The sequence below is a fragment of the Streptomyces sp. WAC 01529 genome, assembly GCF_003945545.1.
GTDB classification, from domain to species: domain Bacteria; phylum Actinomycetota; class Actinomycetes; order Streptomycetales; family Streptomycetaceae; genus Streptomyces; species Streptomyces anatolicus.
On record NZ_CP029617.1, the window covers coordinates 3,493,219 to 3,515,488 of the forward strand.

Annotated in this window: 16 protein-coding genes and 1 pseudogene; 14 read left to right on the top strand and 3 right to left on the bottom strand. The window is 72.7% G+C overall.

Translation table 11 applies throughout. The annotated features are described in order from the left end of the window. The first annotated feature begins 234 nt into the window (after positions 1 to 234). From DMA15_RS15560 to DMA15_RS15585, 6 genes and pseudogenes are all read left to right on the top strand, one after another. Positions 235 to 1,434 (top strand): hypothetical protein, encoded by a 1,200-nt coding sequence (locus DMA15_RS15560; protein ID WP_125513350.1) that lies wholly within the window; start codon positions 235 to 237, stop codon positions 1,432 to 1,434. 29 nt (positions 1,435 to 1,463) lie between these two features. Continuing rightward, complete coding sequence (locus DMA15_RS15565) at positions 1,464 to 2,054, top strand: hemerythrin domain-containing protein (protein WP_125517804.1); 591 nt, start codon at positions 1,464 to 1,466, stop codon at positions 2,052 to 2,054. A 198-nt stretch (positions 2,055 to 2,252) separates the two neighbouring features. Then, positions 2,253 to 2,789 carry a DUF1360 domain-containing protein gene (locus DMA15_RS15570; RefSeq protein ID WP_125513351.1) on the top strand — a complete coding sequence of 179 codons (537 nt, stop codon included), beginning with the start codon at positions 2,253 to 2,255 and terminating at the stop codon, positions 2,787 to 2,789. A gap of 45 nt (positions 2,790 to 2,834) precedes the next feature. Further along, positions 2,835 to 3,507, top strand: a pseudogene (locus DMA15_RS15575) (cytochrome P450); the annotation flags it as partial. 141 nt (positions 3,508 to 3,648) lie between these two features. Next, entirely contained in the window at positions 3,649 to 4,227 is a 579-nt protein-coding gene (locus DMA15_RS15580) for a hypothetical protein (RefSeq protein WP_125513352.1), read from the top strand. A gap of 145 nt (positions 4,228 to 4,372) precedes the next feature. Then, complete coding sequence (locus DMA15_RS15585) at positions 4,373 to 4,588, top strand: DUF4287 domain-containing protein (RefSeq protein WP_125513353.1); 216 nt, start codon at positions 4,373 to 4,375, stop codon at positions 4,586 to 4,588. A 260-nt stretch (positions 4,589 to 4,848) separates the two neighbouring features. Here DMA15_RS15585 and DMA15_RS15590 read toward each other — a convergent pair whose 3' ends face one another. Next, positions 4,849 to 5,160, bottom strand: a complete 312-nt coding sequence (locus DMA15_RS15590) for an ANTAR domain-containing protein (RefSeq protein WP_240659813.1) — start codon at positions 5,158 to 5,160, stop codon at positions 4,849 to 4,851. 461 nt (positions 5,161 to 5,621) lie between these two features. On the opposite strand from DMA15_RS15590, the gene snpA reads away from it, so the two are divergent. The 8 genes from snpA (at position 5,622) to DMA15_RS15630 (ending at position 17,554) form a co-directional block, all read left to right on the top strand. Next, positions 5,622 to 6,320, top strand: a complete 699-nt coding sequence (snpA, locus tag DMA15_RS15595) for a snapalysin (protein ID WP_125513355.1) — start codon at positions 5,622 to 5,624, stop codon at positions 6,318 to 6,320. A 142-nt stretch (positions 6,321 to 6,462) separates the two neighbouring features. Next, positions 6,463 to 8,385, top strand: coding sequence for a transglycosylase domain-containing protein (locus tag DMA15_RS15600; protein WP_125513356.1), 1,923 nt, complete (start codon positions 6,463 to 6,465; stop codon positions 8,383 to 8,385). Between the two features lie 70 nt (positions 8,386 to 8,455). Then, positions 8,456 to 9,322, top strand: a complete 867-nt coding sequence (locus DMA15_RS15605) for a MerR family transcriptional regulator (RefSeq protein WP_206302736.1) — start codon at positions 8,456 to 8,458, stop codon at positions 9,320 to 9,322. 121 nt (positions 9,323 to 9,443) lie between these two features. Beyond that, complete coding sequence (locus tag DMA15_RS15610; RefSeq protein WP_125513358.1) at positions 9,444 to 11,219, top strand: serine protease; 1,776 nt, start codon at positions 9,444 to 9,446, stop codon at positions 11,217 to 11,219. Beyond that, positions 11,216 to 13,645 (top strand): tetratricopeptide repeat protein, encoded by a 2,430-nt coding sequence (locus tag DMA15_RS15615; RefSeq protein ID WP_240659814.1) that lies wholly within the window; start codon positions 11,216 to 11,218, stop codon positions 13,643 to 13,645. Before DMA15_RS15610 ends, DMA15_RS15615 begins: the two co-directional genes overlap by 4 nt. Further along, positions 13,642 to 15,096, top strand: coding sequence for a vWA domain-containing protein (locus tag DMA15_RS15620; RefSeq protein WP_164551764.1), 1,455 nt, complete (start codon positions 13,642 to 13,644; stop codon positions 15,094 to 15,096). Before DMA15_RS15615 ends, DMA15_RS15620 begins: the two co-directional genes overlap by 4 nt. Beyond that, positions 15,093 to 16,259 carry a hypothetical protein gene (locus tag DMA15_RS15625; protein ID WP_125513360.1) on the top strand — a complete coding sequence of 389 codons (1,167 nt, stop codon included), beginning with the start codon at positions 15,093 to 15,095 and terminating at the stop codon, positions 16,257 to 16,259. The genes DMA15_RS15620 and DMA15_RS15625 overlap by 4 nt, the downstream gene beginning before the upstream one ends. Further along, a complete protein-coding gene (locus DMA15_RS15630; RefSeq protein ID WP_125513361.1) occupies positions 16,256 to 17,554 on the top strand; it encodes an extracellular solute-binding protein in 1,299 nt (432 codons plus the stop codon). The genes DMA15_RS15625 and DMA15_RS15630 overlap by 4 nt, the downstream gene beginning before the upstream one ends. A 21-nt stretch (positions 17,555 to 17,575) precedes the next feature. Here the strand turns inward: DMA15_RS15630 and DMA15_RS15635 are convergent, their stop codons facing one another. Next, positions 17,576 to 19,291: a DUF2029 domain-containing protein gene (locus tag DMA15_RS15635; protein WP_240660215.1), complete on the bottom strand. Its 1,716-nt coding sequence runs from the start codon at positions 19,289 to 19,291 to the stop codon at positions 17,576 to 17,578. 433 nt (positions 19,292 to 19,724) lie between these two features. Further along, a complete protein-coding gene (locus DMA15_RS15640) occupies positions 19,725 to 22,250 on the bottom strand; it encodes a D-alanyl-D-alanine carboxypeptidase (protein WP_125513362.1) in 2,526 nt (841 codons plus the stop codon). Between the last annotated feature and the right edge of the window lie 20 nt (positions 22,251 to 22,270).

Genomic DNA, 22,270 nt, shown 5'->3' on the forward strand with positions numbered 1-22,270 from the left:
ACACGGGCGCGCTGTGATCAGCGACCAGTGATCAGCGATCAGCGGGCGCCGCGTCCGCCGGTCCGGGTGGTCCTTGACCCATCGGGGGGAACCCTGCGGCCCCCGGACCTGAGCGGTGGCTCAATAGCACGCATGGTGAACAGACTGGGGAGCTGTTCCGTGCTCGTCGCCTGAAACGGGGTACCTGGGCGGCGCACGAGCCCCGCTCGTCCCGCCCCCCAGGAGGCAACTCCCATGACGTTCAATCCGTTGGAGCAGCGGGGCGTCCCGCTGGACCGCCAATTGCGCAGCTGGCGTGAGCTGAACGTGGACCCGATCGACCCCGACCACTGCGACCCGTACACCCGCTGCCGGATCATCACGATGAACGGCATCGAGGTCGAGGCGATCCTCTTCAGCCACCAGTTGGCCCGGAACACGGTCGACCCCGAGGTGAAACGGCAGCTGGCGCGGGTCCGTTACCTCGAGGCGCAGCAGCAGAAGGTCGTGAACTGGCTGCTTCCCGGGGTGTCGTCGGTCCTGGAGACGACCATCGCCTACGAGCAGGTCGCGGTCGACCTGACGGCGTGGGTGGCGCGGATGGAGCCGGACCCGTACCTGAAGCAGGCGTACCAGTTCGGAGTGCTGGAGGACTTCGACCATCTGTACCGGTACGCGAACCTGTACGAGATGATCGAGCACCGCAAGGCGGAGTCGATCGTCGACGGCCTGACCGAGGTCATGCCGGGGCGGCCGACCAGGTTCCACCACCGTGACCCGGTCGACAACGTCCGCGACGCGTACGCCAAGGACGAGACGAGTCCGCTGTCGAAGCTGCACGCGCTGACGATCCTGTCGGCGGAGCAGCAGACCATGAACTTCTACATGAACACCGGCCCCACGTACATGGAGCCGATCGCCCGCCAGCTGTACCAGGAGATCGGGCTGATCGAGGAGGAGCACGTCACTCACTACGAGTCGCTGGTCGACCCGGGTGAGACGTGGTGGGAGCAGCTGGTCAACCACGAGTACAACGAGTGCTACCTGTACCACTCCTTCATGGAGCAGGAGAGCGACCCCAAGGTGAAGGCCATCTGGGAGCTGCACCTGAACATGGAGCTGGAGCACCTGCACGCCGCCTGCGACCTGATGCGGCGGCACGACGGCCGCGATCCCGCCTCGGTCCTGGCGCCCGAGCTGCCCGATGTGGTCACCTTCGAGCCCAACAAGGGGTATCTGCGGGAACTGCTCGACACGCAGATCGACCTGACCACGCTGGGCGCCGGTTATGTGCGTGAGGCGCATGAGCGGTTCGAGAGGATGCAGGAGCGGATCCACGGCGGCGAGGCGCCCCCGAGCGACCGGGTGATGACCGAGCACGACGCCATGTTCGGCCGCGAGTACCGCGTGCAGAGTGAGGGCGACCACCCCGACCCCGCGCAGCGTGAGAAGTAGGGGAGGCCAAGGTGTCTGAGATGCCTGAGATGTCTGGGCCGAGGACCCCGCACGCCGGGGACGACATGGCCAAGGACGACGACGTCGTCGCCCTGCTGATGCGCCAGCACGGCGACATCCGCAACCTCTTCGACGAGGTCGAGGCCACCAAGGGCGAGGAGCGCGGGGACGCCTTCCGCCGACTGGTGCGGTTGCTTGCCGTGCACGAGACCGCCGAGGAAGAGGTCGTCCACCCCTTCGCCCGGCGCGCGCTCCCCGGTGGCAAGCAGGTCGTTAAGGAACGCCTCGCCGAGGAGAAGGCGGCCAAGGAGACGCTGGCCGCTCTCGACGAACTGGACACCGACGACCCGAAGTTCATGCCCCAGCTGCTGAAGCTGCGCAGGGACGTCCAGGCGCACGCGCGGGCCGAGGAACGCTACGAGTTCATCCACATCCGCCGCAGCGCCGACGTGGCCGGCCTCGCGGTGATGGCCAAGGCGGTCAAGGCCGCCGAGACGATGGCCCCCACCCGGCCCCACCCGGGCGTCGAGTCCGGGGCGAAGAACATGGCCCTCGGGCCCGTGGCCGCCCTCATGGACCGCACCAAGGACGCCGTGCGCAAAGCCATGGGCAAGGATTGACGGCGCGACTGCCTGGCCGGCCGGGCGCAGGTGTTCGGCCGGCCAGGGCGCGAGAGCGGTGCCCTTCGCGGCGGCTGTTTGTCCCCTGCCCGTGGGGGGACTCTCCGCCTGAGGACAAGTCGGCCGACCGTGAGGCGGACCGGGCACCGAAGCGGGCAGAACGGGCAAGACGGGCAGATGAGGACTGAGGCCTTGGGCATGGCAACTGACAGCCGTCTCGCGGAGCGCCTGAGGCGACGGCTGCGACGCACCGAACGTACGTACTCGACAGGGGAGGCCCGCCCGCTGCGCGGTTATCTGGCGGCCATGACGGCCTTCGGCGTCTACACGGCGGGGTGGGCGACGGTGGTCAAGCTGCGTGGCCGCCCGCTGCCGGACAAGCCAGTGCCCTGGGACGTGGCGCTGACGGCGGTGGCGACCTTCCGGCTGAGCCGACTGCTGACCAAGGCGTCGGTGACCAGCCCGCTCCGGGCCCCCTTCACCACGTATCACGGCCCGGAGGGGCCCGCCGAGCTGCACGAGGAGGCGCGGTCCGACGGCGCCAAGGACACGGTCGGCGAGCTGTTGACCTGCCCGTTCTGCGTGAGCGTCTGGGTGGCCTCGACCCTCACCGCCGGGCAGCTGCTCTGGCCACGCGGCACCCGCACCGCCATGGGGGCGCTCACCGCGCTGGCCGGGGCGGACGCGCTGCAGCTGACGTACAGCGCGCTGGTGGAGAAGACGACCGGTGAGTGATCCCGCGCCCCGCGCCTGACCGCCTCCCGGCAGAGCCCGGCGTGCGGGGCGCTCGTCGACGCCGGTGAGCGGCCCGCCCGGATCCGCGACACGGTCATGGTGACGATGCTCGCCGCCCACCACACCACCGGTGTCGCCGTCCTGGACCCTGCATCTTCTGGGGCGCCACCCCGACGTGGCCGCACGCGTCGCCGACGAGCTGGAGCGGGTCCTCGGCGACCGCGCGGTGCCCGACTACGCCGACCTGCGCCGGCTCACGTATCTGGAGATGGTCCTCAAGGAGTCCATGCGGCTCTACCCGCCCGGCCCCTACGGCGCCAGGGAGACGACCGAGGACCTCGTCCTCCAGCCCCCGTCCACAGGGGTCCAGTACGTGGTTCCGGCCGGTACCACGGTCTTCTATCCCTTCTGGGCCCTCCACATGAACCCCGCCCACTGGCCCGAACCCGAGGTCTTCAGGCCCGAGCGGTTCACCCCGGAAGAGGCCGCGGCACGGCCGAGGTTCGCCTACGTCCCCTTCGGGCTCGGGCCGCGCAGCTGCGAGGGGGCAGGCCTGGCGATGATGGAGGCCGAGCTGACGCTGGCCGTGCTGCTCAAGCGGTTCCGGTTCCGGCCTACGCCGGGGCACGAGGTGACGCCGGTCGAACGGTTCGTCCTCTGGGCGGCCGACGACATCCTCATGGACCTCACCCCGCGTCCGCTTCATGGCCCGAAGTGAGCCACACGAGTTTTCGCCAGGTTTGCGCATTGGGTCGCGGATGTCTGCTCAGTTGCCAGGATGGCTGCTGTCCCCCTCGGGTGCCGGACAGGGCCCGCCGGGCGGGGACGCGTTCTGTGTCGTCCACGGAAGGAAAGCCTGATGGCGAACGAACTCAAGTACGGCGACCAGATCCATCTGCAGAACGGCTACAACGGCTGGCAGGGCGGTTACCTCGACACCAATGGGCACAGCACCGCGTCGGGCGGCAAGTACCAGGTGTCCACCACCGGCACGCCCTCCCGCGCCAAGGGCACCGGCACATGGGAGGTGCTCTCCGCCTCCGGCAAGGCAGCCGGACAGCCGGTGGTCAGCGGTGATGTCGTGTACCTGCGCAATCTGTACGGGGGTGACGGCGGGTATCTCGACACCAACGGCCATGCGAGCGACCCCCAGAAGGCCGCGGGTGCCAGGTACGACGTGAGCACCTCCGAGGCGCGGGACCGCGCGACGGGCACCGGCCGCTGGCGGATCTTCGCGCAGACCTCCAGTCCGGCCGACCAGAAGGTCAGGGTGGGCGACATCGTCCACCTCTGGAACCTCTACGGCGACAACGGCGGCTTCCTGGAGACGAACCACACGACCACCGCCTCCGGCGGCAAGTACGACCTGTGCACCAACGCGTACTTCAACCGCAGCTCGGACGTGGGCCTCTGGAAGATCCACAAGGCGCAGGCCTGAGCGGAGCGAGGGTCCTGGCCGCCATCACCGGCGGCCAGGACCCTCGTGCGTGCGGCAGCGATGAGTTTCGGCGCTTTCCGGCGTCATACTCCCGACAGGACAGCGACGCACACGCGTACGAACGTAGGAACAGAGAGGCCATGTCATGAGCGACGCCGCGGTGAAGGGTCCCGCCAGCTACTTCCCCTCCATCGAGAAGAAGTACGGGCGGCCGGTCGAGGAGTGGAAGCAGCTGGTGCGCGAGTCACCGCTGAGCCGGCACATGGAGCTCGTCGCCTGGCTCAAGGCCGAGCACGGTCTCGGCCACGGGCACGCCAACGCGATCGTCGCCCACACCCTCGCCGAGTCGCGGAGCCGGTGACGCGAGGCGGGCGCGGCGGCGCGGAACCGCTGAGGGAAGGCGTCCGGATCGCACCCGTTACGGGCGGTTCGGCGGAGCGGGCCCGGGTACTCGGGGTGCCAAGCGCAGGAGGCGCCCGGGAGTTTCCTGCGACAGGCTCTCCTCGTTGGAAATGCAGCGTGGAGAGCTGCCCCTAACCTTGCCGACCTCGTCACCGACCCCCGTCGACCTCCACCTTTCCACTGCCCCTTACGTACGCCCTTGCCGTCGACCCCGATCCGTTACGCGCTCGGCTCCGAGCACTCGGAGGTCTCCTGCGCGCGGGACAGGCTCGCGTCCAGCTGCCTGCGGACCTCCTCCGGCAGGTCGCCCGCGCAGCCCCACGTCACTATGAGGTCGGCGACGCGGGTCAGTTTCATGTTGGTGTGCTGGGAGGTCTCCCGGAGCACGGTCCAGCCCTGCTCCGGGGTCAGCCTGCCCATCGCGACGACGATGCCGATCGCCTGGTCGATCGTGGCGTGGGATTCGACGGCCCGCTCCAACTGGTCGACCTTGCGTTGCAGCTCGACGACCTTCTCGCCCTGCTGAGTCAATTTTTCCGGTTCGTCCGGTTGTGGTCGTTCCGGATCCACGTCTGATGACGTCACTTCGCCTCCGGGCGGGGATAGGGGCCAGCGCCAGAATGCCACGGGGCATTCGGCGGGCACCACAATTCCTTCACGTCCGTACCGCATGCGGGCCCGGGGACGCGGGTGGCCCGAGCGGCCGGCGGGCAGGAAGCCGCCGGGGCGGACCGCGTGTGCCGAGCGCTCGTGCCGAGCGCATATGCCCCGCGAGCCGCCAGGGGACCACCAGAGGGCCACCAGAGGGCCGCGACTCCGCGTACGTGACATCGACAGGGCCGGTCGTCTTCAATGGGCCCTGCCCGTACGGGAGTTGATGTCGTTGAGCTATCACCTAATGGCATCGGGGCAGTTCCGCCCGCCCTTCCCGATACTCGTCCCGACCGGGGGCCGCACCCGCAGGCCTCCATCCCGGAAGGGACACACCCCACATGAACAGAACCCGAACCGGCGTCCTCGCGGCCCTTGGCTCCGCGGCGCTCGTGGCCACCCTGACCGCCCCCACGGCGTTCGCGGCCCCCGCACCCGGCGTCGACAAGAACTCCGGGCAGGCCTCATCGGCGTACAGGACATCCTCGTACACCTCGTCGTCGTACAACGGCGAGAACCAGGCCGCCAACCGGCAGTTCTTCGAAGCCGTCATGAAGTCGGCGCTGAAGAAACAGGCGGCGAAGCCCGGCATCCAGGCCGTCACCGTCACCTACAGCACGCGCCGGGCCCCCAGCTTCCGCAGCCAGATAGCGCAGAGCACCCAGATATGGAACTCCTCGGTCAACAACGTGAAGCTCCAGGAGGGCAGCTCGGGGACCGACTTCGAGTACCGCGAGGGCAATGACTCGCGGGGCTCCTACGCCTACACCGACGGGCGCGGGCACGGTTACATCTTCCTGGACTACCGGCAGAACCAGCAGTACAACTCCCTGCGCGTGACGGCCCACGAGACCGGACACGTCCTCGGGCTGCCCGACCACTACTCGGGCCCGTGCAGCGAGCTGATGTCCGGGGGCGGGCCCGGCCCGTCCTGCACCAACGCGCGGCCCGACGCCCAGGAGCGGCAGCGGGTCGACAGCATCTGGGCCCGCGGGGTCGCCGTCCTCAAGGACGAGGGTGAGCTGACCAAGATCCGCTGAGTCCGGTCCGGACCCGCTGAGGGCGTCCGGACCCCCGGGGCCGGGCCGGATCCGCCGGATCCTGCCCGGTTCCGCCGTCTCGTACCGCGAGAAAAGCGGAATCCGGCCCAACCCGGCCGCGCGTGGCGCACTCTCCCATGACATGGGTACTCATGCTCAGGAGAAGCAGTCGCGCCGCGGCCGACGTCGCCGTCTCGTGGACTACCCGCGCTCCGGCCGCACAGGCGTACGCCGCTGGCTGCCCTCCTGGCGGCAGCTGCTCGCCTCCACCTGCCTCCTCGTGCTCACCCTCACCGTGCTCTTCGTCGCCGTGTACGTCAGCGTGGACATCCCCGACGAGAACGAGACGGCCCGCCGCGAGGCCAACGTCTACTACTGGTCCGACGGCACCCAGATGGTGAGCACCGGCGACGTCAACCGGCAGATCGTGGAGCTGGACCAGATCGCCCCGTCCGCCGTGCACGCCGTGATCGCCGCCGAGAACGAGACGTTCTACGAGGACTCCGGCGTCTCCCCCACGGGCCTGGCCCGGGCGGTCGTCAGCATGGTCGGCGGCGGCGAGACCCAGGGCGGCTCCACCATCACCCAGCAGTACGTGAAGAACACCTACCTCTCGCAGGACCAGACCGTCACGCGGAAGGTCAAGGAGTTCGTCATCGCGCTGAAGGTGGACCGCAAGAAGAGCAAGGCCGAGATCCTCAAGGGGTACCTCAACACCAGCTGGTTCGGGCGCGGCGCGAACGGCATCGAGGCGGCGGCCCACGCCTATTACGGCATCCCCGCCAAGAAGCTGAACCCGAGCCAGGGCGCGATGCTCGCCGCGCTCCTCAAGGGCGCCGAGCTGTACGACCCGGCGGGCGGCGCGGCCAACCACCGCAGGGCGCGCGAGCGCTGGGCGTGGATCCTGGACCGGCAGGTCGAGGTGGGCCTGATGACGAAGAAGGAACGGGCGAAGTACCGCTCCTTCCCCGAGCCGCGCAAGCAGTCGCGCAGCACCAGCCTCGGCGGCCAGACCGGCTATCTCGTCGACATAGCCAACCGGTACGTCAAGCAGCACACCGGCCTCACCGACGAGGAGCTGGCCCGCGGCGGCCACCGGATCCACACCACCTTCGACAAGGACAGGACGCGCCGCCTGGAGCGGGCCGTGCGCGGCGTCCTGCGGCGTGACCTCGCGCCGAAGACCCGCGCCGCCGACCGGCACGTACAGGTCGGCGCCGCGTCCGTACGCCCGTCCGACGGGGCCCTGGTGGCGCTGTACGGCGGGCCCGACGCCACGGAGCACTTCACCAACAACGCGGACACCTCCGGCGTCCCGGTCGGCTCGGCGTTCAAGCCGTTCGTGCTCGCCGCCGCGCTCCAGCACGGTGTGTCCGAAAAGGAGGGCACGAGCGAGCTGCGCCAGAGCGTCCGGCCCGACAGCCACTACGCCGCCGACGGCACCCTGAGCCGCGCCGACGGCGAGCCCGACCGCGACCATCCCACGCTCGGCACGGCCCTGCACTCCGGCGGCAACGCCACCTACGTACGCCTCGGCACGGACGTCGGCCGGGAGCGGGTGCGCAGGACGGCCGTCGACGCGGGGCTGCTGCCGCAGAGCATGGCCCCGCTGGAGCCGACCTTCTCCGTCGGCACGTCGACGCCGAGCGCGATCCGGATGGCCACCGCGTACGGCACCTTCGCGGCCGGTGGGCTGCGGCACGCCCCGTACTCGGTGACCAAGGTCGTCAAGGACGGCACGAGCCTGCCCGGCCTGGAGCGGCCGGCCCCGGGGCGCGCGATGGACGCGGGGGTGGCCCGCGAGGTCACCGACGCCCTGCGCGCGGGCGGCAAGGACGTCGGCCTCCCGGGGGTGGCGGCGGGCCGCACGGGCGACCAGGACCGGCTGCGGACGGCGTGGTTCGCGGGGTACACGAAGGAGCTCTCGACGGCGGTGACCCTCTTCCGGGTCCGCCCGGGCGAGCCGGGGCTGCTGCCGCTGTCGGGCGTCGGCGGGGAGAAGTCGCGGCGGGGGAACGTGCTGCCGCCGCGCATCTGGAACGCGTACGCGGGCACGGGGCGTTGACCTTGCCCCTGGGGCAGACCCAAGAGTCTGCGGCGTCGGGCCGACCGGCCCGGTGACGGAGGATGTACCCGTGATCGCGCGACCCCAGGACGAGCTGCTCTCCATCGGTGTGTTCGCCGCCCGCGCCCGGCTCTCGGCGAAGGCGCTGCGGCTCTACGACCGGCTCGGGCTCCTTGAGCCCGCGCATGTCGACGAGGTCAGCGGCTACCGCTACTACCGCGAGGACCAGATCGAGCGCGCCCGCACGGTGGCGCTGCTGCGCCGGCTCGACATGCCGCTCGCGGGCATCGCCGAGATGGTGCGGCTCGACGGGGAGCGGGCGGCGCGCTCGCTCGACGCCTACTGGGCGGGGATCGAGGAGCGCTTCGCCGAACAGCGGACGCTCGCGCGCTACCTCCGTGGACGACTTTCGGGAAGGAACGCCGAGTTGTACGCGACATTCGAAGTGAAGACCGTGGACGTGCCTCAGACGCATGTCCTCAGTGAGACCCGGCACGTGGTCACCGGGGAGCTGTCCGCCTGGATCGATTCCTCCGCCGAGCGTCTGGAGAAGGCCGCGGAGCAGTGCGGGGGCATGCCCGGCCCGTACTTCGTCGTCTACCACGCGGAGGTGACCGAGGAGAGCGACGGGCCCGCGGAGTCGTGTGTGCCGGTCGCGGACGCCGAGGCGGCCCGCGTCTGGGCGGCCGAGCAGGGGCGCTCCTCGGGCGCCAAGGTCCGCCTGGAGCCCGCGCGGCGGCTCGCCTACACCCGGATCACCAAGGCGCAGGTCGCCTATCCGCAGATCATCGCGGCCTACGACGCCGTGGAGGCCTGGGCCGCCGAGCGGGGGCTGACCCTCACGGGGCCGTGCCGCGAGGTGTACTTCGCGGACTGGGAGCGCAGCGGCCCGGAGGACGAGGTGTGTGACGTGGCGTTCCCGGTCTCGGCCGGATAGGTCCACGGGCTGCCCCGAGCCCGGTCGCCCCGAGGGGAGCCCGAGGGGAGGGGGAAGAAGCACCCGCCTCCCCACGCAACCCAGGCGTCATCGCCCTCCCCCGCGCCTATCCTGAGGAAGCATGGGGGACGGGGACGGAAAGCAGGGAGCGGTGGCCGGGGGCGCCAACCCCGTGGTGGATCACGGGAGTTGGCGTGTCCGACTGCGGCGCTGGGCCGCGTCGGGAAGCGGCGACGTGCTCGGCGCCGGGGTGCTGTTCGGCAGCGATCGCGTGCTGACCTGCGCCCATGTGGTCCGGGACCCGGCGACGGGCCTGCGCCCCGATCGCGTACAGGTCGAGTTCCCGCTGCTCCAGGGGCTGACCCGGACCCCGTACCGCACCGCGACCGTGGCGGCAGGACACTGGGTGCCTCCCTTCGGCAAGGCGCAGGGAGACCTCGCGGTGCTCGTCCTCGACGAGCCCGCGCCGGTGGAGTCGCGGGTCAGGCTGCACCGCACGCTCGACTACCGGGGCGCCCCGGTCCTCATCGACGGCTTCCCCGAGTACCAGTCGGGCGGCCAGTGGCTCACGGGCGCCTGCATGGGGCCCGGCGGCGAGGGCGACGAGCGGGTGCAGATCGACCTCGCGGGGGCGGGCAGGCTGCGCGGCGGGTTCAGCGGGTCCGGGGTGCGCGAGGAGGGCAGCGACCGGCTGCTCGGCATCGTCGTGCAGGCCGACGAGAGCGGTGAGCACGGGTACATGATCCCGGCGGCCACGGTCGCCAAGTACTTCCGCCGGTTCGCCGAGCGGTACGTGACGGGCCCGCACGCCGTCCCCGGCCACCGCGTCGTCCCGGCCGACGCGGCCCGCGCTGCCCGCCCGCACGGCCTCCAGCGCTCGGTGACGCGCTGGCTCAACGCCGACCCGGAGGCCTGGGACACCGAACTCCTCTTCATCGCCGACGCCGACGAGCGGGCCCGGCAGGCGCTGTACGTCGTCCTGAACATGGCCGACCGGGAGCAGGCGCCCCAACTGGCGGTCAGCCCGATGGACTTCGCGGCGCCGGACCCGGCACCCCTGCTCTCCCGGGCCGGGATCGCCCCGCGCGTCGGGAGCATCGGGCTCGTCCTCGACCTGGAGGGCGTCGCGCTCGACGACTCCGCGTCGCCGGACGAGCTGCGCGAGGCGCTTGCCGTACTGCGGCACGAGTTGCGTCACGCGCGGCACACGAGCCCTCCCCGCCGCCCCGCCGTCGCCGTGCTGTACGCGGACCGCTCCCCCACCGAGCCGGCCACCGCGGTGCGGATGCTGCGGGAACTCGCCGACGGCGGGGCGCGGTTGCTGCTCGTCGCCCGCGACGGCGCGCACGGCTTCGCGTACGCCGTGGCCGAGCATCTGCTGCCCGCCGAGCGGGCCGCGCAGTGGCTCCAGCGGATCGGGGCCCGCGTCGACGTGCTCGCCGACACCGAGCGGCGGGCCCGGCGCCTCTTCCACCGCGTGGAGCCGCATGTCGTGGACCCGCCGGTCGCCACCGCGTACGCGGCGCGGGCCGCGCTGTGGACCGTGCAGCTCAGCGACGAGCTGCGGCCGCTGCCCGGGCGGGGCGGGCCGCGCTTCCTGGAGAAGCTCAGCTACGCCGAACAGGCGGTGGACACCTATCTGTTGCGGGCCGAGGCCGCCGAGAGCGAGCTGCGGGACGTGCTCGACGCGCATCTGCGGCTGCGCGGGCTGCTCCGCGACCACCTGGCGCGGCTCGCCCGGCGGGGCCTCGCCGAGCACCCCGACGCCGTGGGCCCCTACCGCGAGGCGCAGCGGCTCCTGATGGCCGGGCCGTGTCCGCTCGCCGACGCGGAGCGGGCGGTGGAGGCGTTCGCGCGGGTGGTGCGGCGGCTGGCCGACGCGGAGGGGGACGCGTGACGCCGGTGAAGTCCTGCCCGCACCCCGGCTGCGCGGGCACCGTGACGCCCACCGGGTACTGCCTGGCCAGCGGGGAGCGCGTGGACCCGGCCACGGGGCGGCACTCCACGCAGCCCGCCCGCACTCAGGCGCCCGGCCACCTCCCGGCCCCCGACCCGCTTCCGGCCCCGGCCCCGGCTTCACCCTCGTACCCCTCCGACGGCCAGGAGTCCTCCCAGCACTGGATCGTCGGGCCGGGTCCGGCCGCCGCTCCCCCGCCCCGCCCCGCCCTGGTCACGCTCCCGGCGGAGAACCCCGACCCCACGGTCCTGCCCGAGATCACCCTGCGCGACCGCGCGGACAGCGAGCACGGCGACGACCCCGCCCGCGCCGGACAGAGCGGGCTCCCACTGCCGCCCGGCACACTCCTCGGCGGCCAGTACCGCCTGGTGCGGGCCCTCGGGTACGGCGGTATGGGCGAGGTGTGCCTCGCCCACGACACCAACGTCGACGACCGTGCCGTCGCCATCAAGATGCTCCACGCGGAGCTGGCCGCGGACTCGTACCGCCTCCTCAAGGGCGAGCGCAGAGAGCTGGTCGAGCTGAACCACGACGGTTTCATCCGGGTGTTCAACTACGGGCACCACCCGGGGGTCGGGGACTTCCTCGTCCTCCAGTACGTCGACGGGCTCAACCTCGAAGAGGTGCGGGCCCGCGCCCGCGAGCACCCGGAGGAGTTCGGCCACGAGCGCTTCCGGGAGTTCGCGCTCGCGTACGGCGTACGGATCCTGGCCGGGCTCGCGTATCTGCACGCGCCCGAGCGCGGCAAGGTCTACGGCGACCTGAAGCCGCCCAACGTCATGCACGACGGCTCCACCACCAAGCTCATCGACGTCGGCAGCGTGCGCCGCGCGGGCGCGCCCGGCCTCACCACCGCCCTCTACCGCGCCCCCAGCGTCGGCGCCCACGGCGAATCGCTGCCGCAGGACGACCTGTTCAGCCTCGGCGAGACACTGCGCACCCTGTGCGGGCTCGGCGCGACCCGCCACGACCTCGCGGACCTCGCCGCGCTCGCCCCGCTGGACGACGCGGGCGCCGGGCACCGCGGACTCGGCCTGGTCTCCCTCGCCCGCGCCCTGCGCCGCGCCACCCGCACCCGGCGCGCCGACCGCTTCGCCACCGCGAAGGAGATGGCGGAGCAACTGCGGGGCGTGTTCAGGGAGTTGCGGTCCCTGCGCACCGGCGTGGAGACCTTCGAGCCCTCGCCGCTCTTCCTCCAGTCCGCGTACGCCCTCGACGGCGGGCTCGGCGCCGCCCCCGAGGTCTCCCGCTGGGCCGCACCGCCCGCCGCGCCCCGCTACCCGCCTCCCGACCCGCCCGAGGTCGCCCGGCGCCTGCCCGTGCCGCGCCCCGACCCGGACGACGACCACCACGGCGAGCTGAGCAGGCTCAGCGACGACGACCCCGAGGCGCTGCTCCAGCACACCGGCGACTGGCGGGACTCCCCCGAGGTGCATCTGCTGCGCTGCCGGCTGCGGCTGCGGGTGGAGCCGGACACCGACCCCGACGCCCTGTCCGCCGCCGAGACCGCGCTCGCGCTCGCCGAGGACGCCATAGGGCCCGCGAAGGCCCCGCACGACTGGCGTCTGGACTGGCACCGGGGGCTGCTCGCGCTCGCCCGCTCCCGGGTGGCCGAGGCCCGCGACCACTTCGACCGGGTGTACGGCGCGATCCCCGGGGAGTACGCGCCGAAGCTGGCCCTCGGCCACTGCGCCGAGCACCTGCGGCGGCCCCACGAGGCCCTGACCTTCTACGAGGCCGTACGGCTGCGCAATCCCTCGCTGGGCAGCGCGGCCTTCGGCGCCGCCCGCGCCCGGCTCGCCCTCGGCGGCCCCGACGCCCTCGCGGACGCGATCGCCGCGCTGGACGCCGTGCCCCAGCACTCCCGGCACCGCACCGCCGCCCGCACCGCCGCCGTCCGCATCCGCGCCGACCACGCGCGGGACGCCGAAGGCCTCGGCACGGCGGTGCGGGGCCTCGCCCAGCTCTTCTCCGCGCACGGCCTGACCGACGAGCAGGCCCGCATGCGGATGAAGGCGGAGGTGTGGGGCGTGGCCCACCGCCTGCTCGACCCGCCCGACGGCGTCCCGCGGATGACCGGCGCCGAACTGCGGGCCGTCGCCGCCGGGGCCGACCCGCTGCTCGAATTCCCGCCGGACGAGCGGGGGTTGCGCAAGGACCTGTCCCGCTTCTACCGGGGCCTGGCCCTCCAGGCCGCCCGCGACGCGCCGCCGCGGGCGGCCGAGGTGCCGCTCGCCGAACTCCTCCTGGACCGCGCCTACGCGGTACGCCCCTTCGCCTTACGACACCACAGGGACACCCCATGGCCGGGCAAGAAGATCAGGAACTGGATCAGGAACAACGTGCCCACGCAGCAGGGTGGTTGAGCCGCGGCGGGAGGGCCCCGCGGGCCCGCGTCGGCCTGGAGGTGAGCCAGGTCGTCGAGCTGCCCCGGCCCCGGCCGCCGGGGGCGGAGGAACCGGCGCGGATGTACGCGGTGCTCACGGTGAAGGTCCGCAGGGCGGGGGCGGCCGGGCGAGAAGAGGCGGGCGGGGCGGCCGGGACCGAGGCCGGGGGCGGCACACCTCAGCCCCGCCCCCGCCTCGCGGAAGTGCTGCTCATCGACCACTCCTCCTCGATGGTGATCCCGCCGAGCCGTCTCGCCGCCGCCCGCGCCGCCGCCGTCAGCGCGCTCGCCAAGATCCCCGACGGCGCCCTGTTCGCCCTGGTCGCCGGGGGTGACAAGGCCGCCATGATCTACCCGAGGCGGACCGGCCTCGCCGTCGCGCACGCCGAGTCGCGGGCCGCCGCCGAGGCCGCCCTGTACGACTGCACCCCGGGCGGCGGCACCGCGATGGGCACCTGGCTGGAGCGGGCCAGGCTCCTCTTCCGCGACCTGCCCGCCGCCGGATCCGGTGACTACGTACGCCACGCCCTGCTGCTCACCGACGGCAGGAACGAGCCCGGCTACGAGACGCGCGAGGAGCTGAACGAACGCGTCCAGCGGTGCGCGCGGGACTTCGACTGCGATGTCGTCGGCATCGGGGACGCCTGGGAGACGGAGGAACTGCTGCTGATCGCGGGCGCGCTGAGCGGGCGCACCCGGGCCGTGGACGACCTGACGCGGCTGCCCGGCGAGCTGGCCGCGCTCACCGGCCGGGCCGCCGGACGCGACGTGACCGGCCTGCGGCTGCGCCTCTACCACCGGGCCGGGGTCCGCCCCCACTCCTTCGAGCAGGTCCACCCGACCCGGACCGCGCTCGCCCCCGCCCGCACGGATCTGACCGGCGTCGCCACCGGCGCGGGCGGCCCCGTCGAGGAGTACGACCTCGGCCCGTGCGGCGAGGAGACCCGCGCCTACCTGCTCTGCGTCGGCACCCCCTACGACCCGGCGCAGCTCGGCAAGGAACTCCTCCTGACGGAGGTGGAGATCGACGCCGGTGAGCACGGCACGGAACACCTGGAACTGCCCGCCCCCCAGCCCGTTCTGATGCGCTGGACCGACGACGCCGACCTCTACAGCCGCCTCGACCCCCAGGTCGCCCACTTCCAGCACGAGGAGGAGCTGCACCGCACCTTCGAGCGGGCCTGCGCGGCGCTCAAGCGCGGTGCGCGCGAGGAGGCCGAGTCGCTGCTCGGCACGGCCTGGCGGCTCGCGGGCGAGACCGGCGACACGGCGATGCGGGAGCACCTGAGCCGCCTCGTCCGCGTCCGCGACAGCGAGCGCGGGGCGGTGGAACTCCTCGACCACATCGCCAAGTTCGACGTCGAGGCGGCCCGCATCCAGTCCAGCATGACGGTCCTGCCCCGCCCCCTCACCCCCGGCGGCCCCCGGTGACGGCCTCCTGGCGCACCGCCCGGCTCGTCGCCGCCGACGCCCTGCGCCGGCTGCGCCGCTCCCTGTGGCCCGCCCCGCTCGCCGGGCGGCCCCGCAACCACGCCTACTTGCGGGAGCGCATGATCGCCCTGCCGCTGCTCGCCGTCGTGGCGTCCGTCGCCTTCGGCTGGGCGTACGCGCAGATCCGGGCGGACTCGGCGGCGCTGCGCGGCAGTTACACGCCCGCCCTCGGCGATCTGGCCGACGCGGAGATGTCCCTGCGCATCGCCGACCGCGAGGCCGAGCGGAGCCTGGGCGCCGGGGAGTCGGTGCGGCTCTCCGGCATCGGCAAGCGCTACCTCACGCGTACGACACGGGCCACGCAGAGCCTCAACCAGGTGGCCCGCAGCGGCGCCCTGACCACCGCCCAGCGCCAGGAACTCGACGTGGTCTCCGGGCTCGTCGTCGACTACGGCAACTGGATCGCCTTCGCGCAGAACCACGTCGACGACCCGGTGCTGCGGGCCGCCGGGCTCTCGTACGCCCGCAGCATGCTCTGCACACCGCCCGTGCCCCCGCGCGAGACGGGCCCCGGCGGCTACCCGCCGTGCGCACCCGGCACCGGCTCCGACGCCACCGCCGTGGTGGACCGCATCTCCGCGCTGGAGAGGAGCCTGCGCGACAGGCTCGCCGACCGGGCCGCCCTCGGCGGCGGTGTGACCGGCGCGGCCGTCGTCGCCGGGGCCGCGCTCGCCCTGCTCGCCCTCGGCCTGTGGCGCACCCAGGTCTTCCTCCACCACCGCTTCCACCTGCGCGTCAGCCTCCCGCTGCTGGTGGCCGCGCTGCCGCTGCTCGCCGTGCCGTTCCTGACGGCGGACGCGGTACTCGCCCACCGCGCGCAGCAACGGGTCGTGGACACGGCGGGCGAGCTGTCCCACGCGACCTCGCCCGCGATCGAGTCCACCGTCGACGAGCGTCCTTTCGGCCGCCCGCACCCCCGCCTCATCGCCTCCCTGGACGCCCGCGCCGACCACGACCTGGCCGAGGGCCGCCTCTCCTCGCTCGACGGGGCCGCGCCCTGGGTGGCGCCCACGGGCCTGCTCGCCGCGGGCCTGATCTACGCCACGCTGCACGCCTACCGCCGCGAGTACGTCCTCATCTCCCGCTCCGGAGCCGCCCTGTGAGCCGCCGTACGAGCCGGACGCAAACCGCCCTGCGTACCTTCCTCGCCGCCTGTCTGCTCGCCGTCACCGCCGGAGCCTGCGCGGACGAACGGGAGCGGACGCTCGTCGTCCTCGGCCCCTGGACCGGCGACGAGGGCGAGGCGTTCGAAGCGATGCTGAACAAGCTCGACGACGGCACCGGGCAGACGTACACCTACCAGGGGACGCGTTCCCTGCGCGAGACGCTCGTCGCGCAGCTGGAGGCGGACGACCCGCCGGACGTGGCGATCCTCAACAGCGTCGGCGAGCTCACCGAGTACGCCCGCGCCAACCGCCTCAAGCCGCTGCCCGCCGCGGCCGCCGCCCGCGCCTATCCGCCGTGGGCGCCGCCGCTCGTCGTCGACGGCACGCGCCGCGCCTACTGGGTGCCGCTCAAGGTCGACCTGAAGAGCCTGGTGTGGAGCAGGCAGGGGCGGTCGGCCGCGGCCCCGAAGTGGTGCGTGGGCCTCGCCTCGCAGGCCACGTCGGGCTGGCCCGGCACCGACTGGATCGAGGACATCCTGCTCCACCGGGCGGGCCCCGACGTCTACACCCGGTGGGCCACCGGCCGTCTCCGCTGGCGCGACCCCCGCGTCCGCGAGGCCTGGACGACGTGGGCGGACCTGCTCGGCGACCGCTCCAAGGAATCCGTCGACCAGTCCCTCACCACGTCGTACCTGGGGACCCCCGACCCGGCGGCCAAGGGCGGGGCGGCCCCGCGCGGACTGCTCGGCTCCCTGACCCCGCGCTGCACGCACGAGCACCAGAGCGCCTTCATCCGGTACGTGTACGCCGACGACCGGGTCCGCGCCGACCCGTCGGCGGGCTTCCTGCGCGGCCGGTCCGCCTACGACGGGGCGTACGAGGTGGCGGGCGACATGGCCGCCGTGTTCAGCGACAACCCCGCCGCCCGCACCCTCGTCGAGCGTCTTTCGGGCAAGACGGCCCGCACGCTGTGGCGCTCCGAGGCGAAGGAGGAGCTGCGGCCGTTCTTCCCGGACGCCACCGACCCCCAGCCGACCGACCCGACGGGGCGGCGCATCGCGGGCATCCTCACCGAGAAGGCGCGCACGCTCTGCTTCGACGCCTCGGACGTGATGCCGCCGGTACTGCGCGACGCGTTCCACCGCGCCGTCCTGCAGTACTTCAGGAACCCGACCGGCGACCGCCTCGACGAACTCCTCGGTCAGCTGGACGCGGTACGCGAGGACGCGGCGCCGGACACGGGGCCTGGCCGTCTGCCCGCTGCCGGGATCTGCGCGGCGCCCGGCGGCTGAGAGCCGGGCGGGCGCGGGCCCTCAGCGGCTCAGCTCCTCCGGGCAGGGCGTGCCGCGCGGCAGCTGGTAGGGGGAACCGAGCCGGTAGGTGCCGGCCTTCGGGGCGATCAGTTCGACCCACTCGTCGCCGTTGTGGTCCTCCTTGGCCTCCACCAGGCAGCCGTGGACGTTGGCGTACTCCTTGGGGCGCCGGTCGTTGAGCGCGCGGCGCTGCTTCGAGTCCTCGGTCTCCTGGGGCCGCGCCACGCCCTTGCCCTCGGAGTCGACGACGCTCAGCCACGGGGAGTACGGGATGCGGATCAGGACGCGTCCGGGCCGCTCCACCCGCAGCTTCATCTCGCCCTGCTCGGCACGCTCCACGACGGCGTGCGGCTCGGCGAGCGGCGTCGGGTCGACGACCTCGTACAGCCGCCAGTCGGAGTCGACCCACACCTGCTTCAGATACGGCAGGCCGTCCTTGATGAGCTGTGCCTCGCGCTTGCCGCCGTCGCCGTCGGGCTCGCCCTCGGGCAGCACCACGTAGTGCACGGCCCAGCGCTGGAGCCATTCGCGGTAGTTCGCGGAGTTGAGGGTGTCGTCGTAGAAGAGCGGGTTGCGCTCCATGTCCGCCTGCCTGTTCCAGCCGCGGGCGAGCTGGACGTGCGGGGCGAACGCGGAGGCCTCGCGGTGGCTGCGGGCGGGCACGATCTCGACGCGGCCCTTGGCGGCGCCCACCTCCCGCAACTCGTCGATCAGGGGCGACACCTCGCGCGTCCAGGACGCGACGGGCCTCGTGTGCACGATGTCGTCGCCGGTCTTGTACCCGATCCACCCGGTGAACCCGGCGAGGGCCAGCACGAGCGCGTACCACTTGCGGGACTTCTTCACGGTGTACGGCAGCGCGGCGAGCAGCACGACGCCGGTGAAGCACATCGCGAGGCGGGTGATGTTGGAGCCGATCTGCGAGCTGATGATCCACACGCCGAGCACGAACGCCGCGTACACGGCCGTCGTGATCCGCACGGTCTTCCACTGCTTCGGTACGCAGAAGTAGGCGCAGGCCGCGCAGATCAGCGGCGGGGACGCCGAGCCGATCGACATCGGCTGGGTGCCGGAGAACGGGAAGAGCCACGCGGACAGGCCCACGACGACGGCGGGCGCGACACCCAGCGCGTACGCGCCCGGGTAGCGCTTGCTGAGGAAGAGCGCGACGGCGACGAGCCCGACGAAGAGCCCGGCCACCGGGCTGCCCATCGTGGCGAGCGCCGCGAACGGCGCGGCGACCAGGGCCTTCGCCCACCGCTTGTAGCGCCAGCGGTACGGCCAGCAGAAGACGGCGGCGACCGCCATCAGCGCGAACATCTGGCCGAGGCCGTAGGTGACCCGGCCCGAGACTGCGTTGCAGAAGAGCGCGAAGACTCCGGCGAGGGCGGGCCACAGCGGCTGCTTCACCGCCCGGCTGCGGACCAGGATCATCGTGATGAGCGCGGCGGAGAGCGTACCGGCGATCATCATCGTCGTCCGCACGCCGAGCACCGACATCAGATACGGCGAGACGATGCTGTACGAGACCGGGTGCATGCCGCCGTACCAGGCGAGGTTGTACGCCGAGTCGGGGTGGCGCCCGACGAACTCGGCCCAGGCGTCCTGCGCCGCGAGGTCGCCGCCGCTGTTGGCGAACGTGAAGAACCAGATGATGTGCAGCACGGCGGCGAGCGCCGTGGCGACGGTCACGGGGTGGCGCAGGAAGGGGTGCAGGCGGGAGAGGCGGGTGGGGGCGGAGGCCTCGGAGTCCGCGACGGCCTCGGGTTCGGCGGGGGCCGCGGTGTCTGTGGGGGCCGCGCTGTCCGTGAGGTCCGCGGTCTTGGTGGAGTCCGCGCTGTCGGGGGCCGGGGAGGGCCGCGGTATTCGCGCGCTCCTGCCCGGGGTTCCGCGATCGCGGCTGTGCTGCTGGTCGGCGCCGCCGCCGTGCTGCCGCTGGTCGGCGTTGTCGTCGGCGCGCGTCGGCTCCGTTGTGGCCACTGGAGGCTCTCCCCGTGTCGTCCTGTCCCCGGGGCGAGACCGGCGAGGGGGGTCCGTCCCGGAACACCCCGTCCTCGGCCCCGGCGTACTGCCCCCCGAGCTTGTGACGCTAGCACGCAGACGCGTGGGGAGGCCCGGGGGCGGGGGCCTCCCCACGCGGGGGTGCGGCTCAGCCGACGCGCTGCAGTTTGGCGCCGAGGCCCGGTTCCGCGAGGTCCTTCTCCAGGGCCACCGGCACCTCCACGGCGTCACCCTTGCCGTCGCCGACGCTCAGCACGCCGACCTTGGTCCCGGCCTTCGCCGTGTGCGGTACGGGCTTGCCCTTGCGCTCGTCCAGCATCAGCTTCACGGTCAGCCCGGACCAGCCCACCGCGGAGACGTCCTTGGTGGCGACGACCGGGGTCGTGCCGCCCAGGCCGTCGTCGACCTGGCCGACCACGTCGCCCTTCTTCACGATGGTCTTGGCGGTGAGCGCTTCCTTGCCCGCCTCGATGAGCTTGCGGGTCACGCCGGTGACCTCGTCGATGTTGGCGACGCCGTTCTTGCCGTACTGGCCGAGGGCGGCGCCGATGATCGTCTGCGTCTCGCCGCCGACCTTGCGCTCCGCGGCGAAGAGGATGTTGCCGCCCGCGGCCGTGGTGGTGCCGGTCTTGATGCCGATGGCGACGGTCGGGACGAGGCCGAAGTAGTTGTTCTGCTGCTCGCCGTTGAGGTCCTTGTAGCTGGGCTGGCGGGAGATCTCGTTGAAGACCGGGTTCTCCATCGCGGCGCGGCCGAGCTTCACGAGGTCCTCGGCGGTGGAGACGGTCGTCTTGTCCAGGCCGCTGGGGTCCGTGTAGTGGGTGTTCTTCATCCCCAGCTCCTTGGCGGTCTTGTTCATCTTCGCGACGAACGCGTCCTCGGAGCCGCTCTTGGTGTCCCAGCGGGCGAGCAGCTTGGCGATGTTGTTGGCGGACGGCAGCATCACCGCTTGCAGCGCCTCGTACTCGGTGATCTTCTGCCCCTCGGTGACCTTGACCACCGACTCGTTCTCCGGCTTGCCCGTCTCGTAGTGCTTCTGCGCGGCGGCGTCGACGGGGATCTTCGGGCCTTCCTTGCCCTTCTCCAGCGGGTGGTCGCGCAGGATCACATAGACCGTCATGACCTTGGCGATGCTCGCGATCGGTACGGGCTTCTGCTCACCGGAGGTCCCGAACGAACCGAGCCCGTTGACGTCCATCGCGGCCTGCCCCTGGGACGGCCACGGCATGGACGGCTTGGCGCCCTCGAAGGAGACGGACTCCTGGGCGGTGAGCTTCAGGGTGGGCTCGGGCAGCGGCCGCATGGCCTGTACGACCGCAAAGACGACCACCAGGAGCAGCACCAGCGGCGTCCAGATCTTGACCCGGCGCACGGCGGTGCGGACGGGGGTCTCGGGCGGCGGCGGGGTGTTGGTCAGCTCGGCGAGGAGATCGATGGGGGGCTTGGGGGGCAGGGGCTGCTGCGTCGTACGTTCTGCCGGCGGGGGCGCCTGGGGGGAAGGGGGGCCGTCCTTGGACTCGGCCTTGGGCGCGGCCTTCGGCTCGGCTTTGGGCGCGGCCTTGGGCGCCGCCTTGGCGGGCGGCTCGTCGAGCGGCTTCAGGGCTACGAACTTGCTGGTCCGCTCGGCGTCCCGCTCGGTCTTTGCAGCGCCCTTTGCGGAGTCCTTCTCGGCGTCCTTCGGGGAGGCCTTTTCGGAGGCCTTCGCGGATGCCTTCTCGGCGTCCTTGCCGGTGCTCTTGTCGGCGCCCTTGCCGGGCACGTCGGTGCCGAGCTTGAGCATGGTGGTCGGCTGATCCACGGCAGGCTTCACGACAGGCGCCTTGAAGACGGCGGTGGCCTGATCAACACCGGCGTACTTGTCGTCGGCGGCGGGCTTGTCGTCCGGCGCGGGCTTGTCCGTGCCGGTGGACTTGGTGCCGGTGCCGGGCTTGTCGGCGCCGGACGGCTTGGTGCCGGTGCCGGGCTTGTCCGCGCCGGTGCCGGACTTGGCGTCGGCGGCAGGATTGGCCTCACCGTGAGGCTTGGCCTCGCCGCCAGCCTTTACCGCGCCGGTGGACTTGGCGCCCGTGCCGAGCTTGTCCGTGCCGGACGGCTTGGCGGCGGCGGTGGGCTCGGTCTTGGCCGGGGCAGCGCCCTTGACGGGAGCCTTCGCCTCGGCAGGAGCACCCTCCGCGGAGTCGGCGCCCTTCTCGGAACCGGAGGAACCGGCACCCTCGCGGGACGCGGGATCCCCAGCGGAAGCACCCTCCACCGAACCGGCGCCCCCGCCAGAAACCGCGCCCCCCGCCGGAGCGTCCGCCCCGGCCGACGCGGGCTTCACCGAGGAGTCGTCCTCCGCCGCAGGACCGTCACTGCTCGCCCCGGGCCCGGCCTCGTCCTCGTCGTCCGAGGTGGCGACCCACGCCGCCACGGCGTCCCGCAGCCGCGCGTCACCGTTCCCCTCACCACCGGAAGCCGCCGAGGCCTCCGAAGCCTCCGGGGTCTCCGAGGTGTCCGCGCTGTCCGACGCCTCTGAGTCCTCCCCGCCGGCCACGGCGCCCCGCGCCGAAGGGATCTCGCGGGCCACCGCGAGGCGCGGGTCCCGTTCCTCCGGTGCCGACGCAGAAGGGTCCGCCGCAGTCGGGTTCCCCGACGACTTCCGCTGCTTCGACCTGTCGGGGGTCTCGCCCGCCACCGATGCCTCCTCGTACGTGC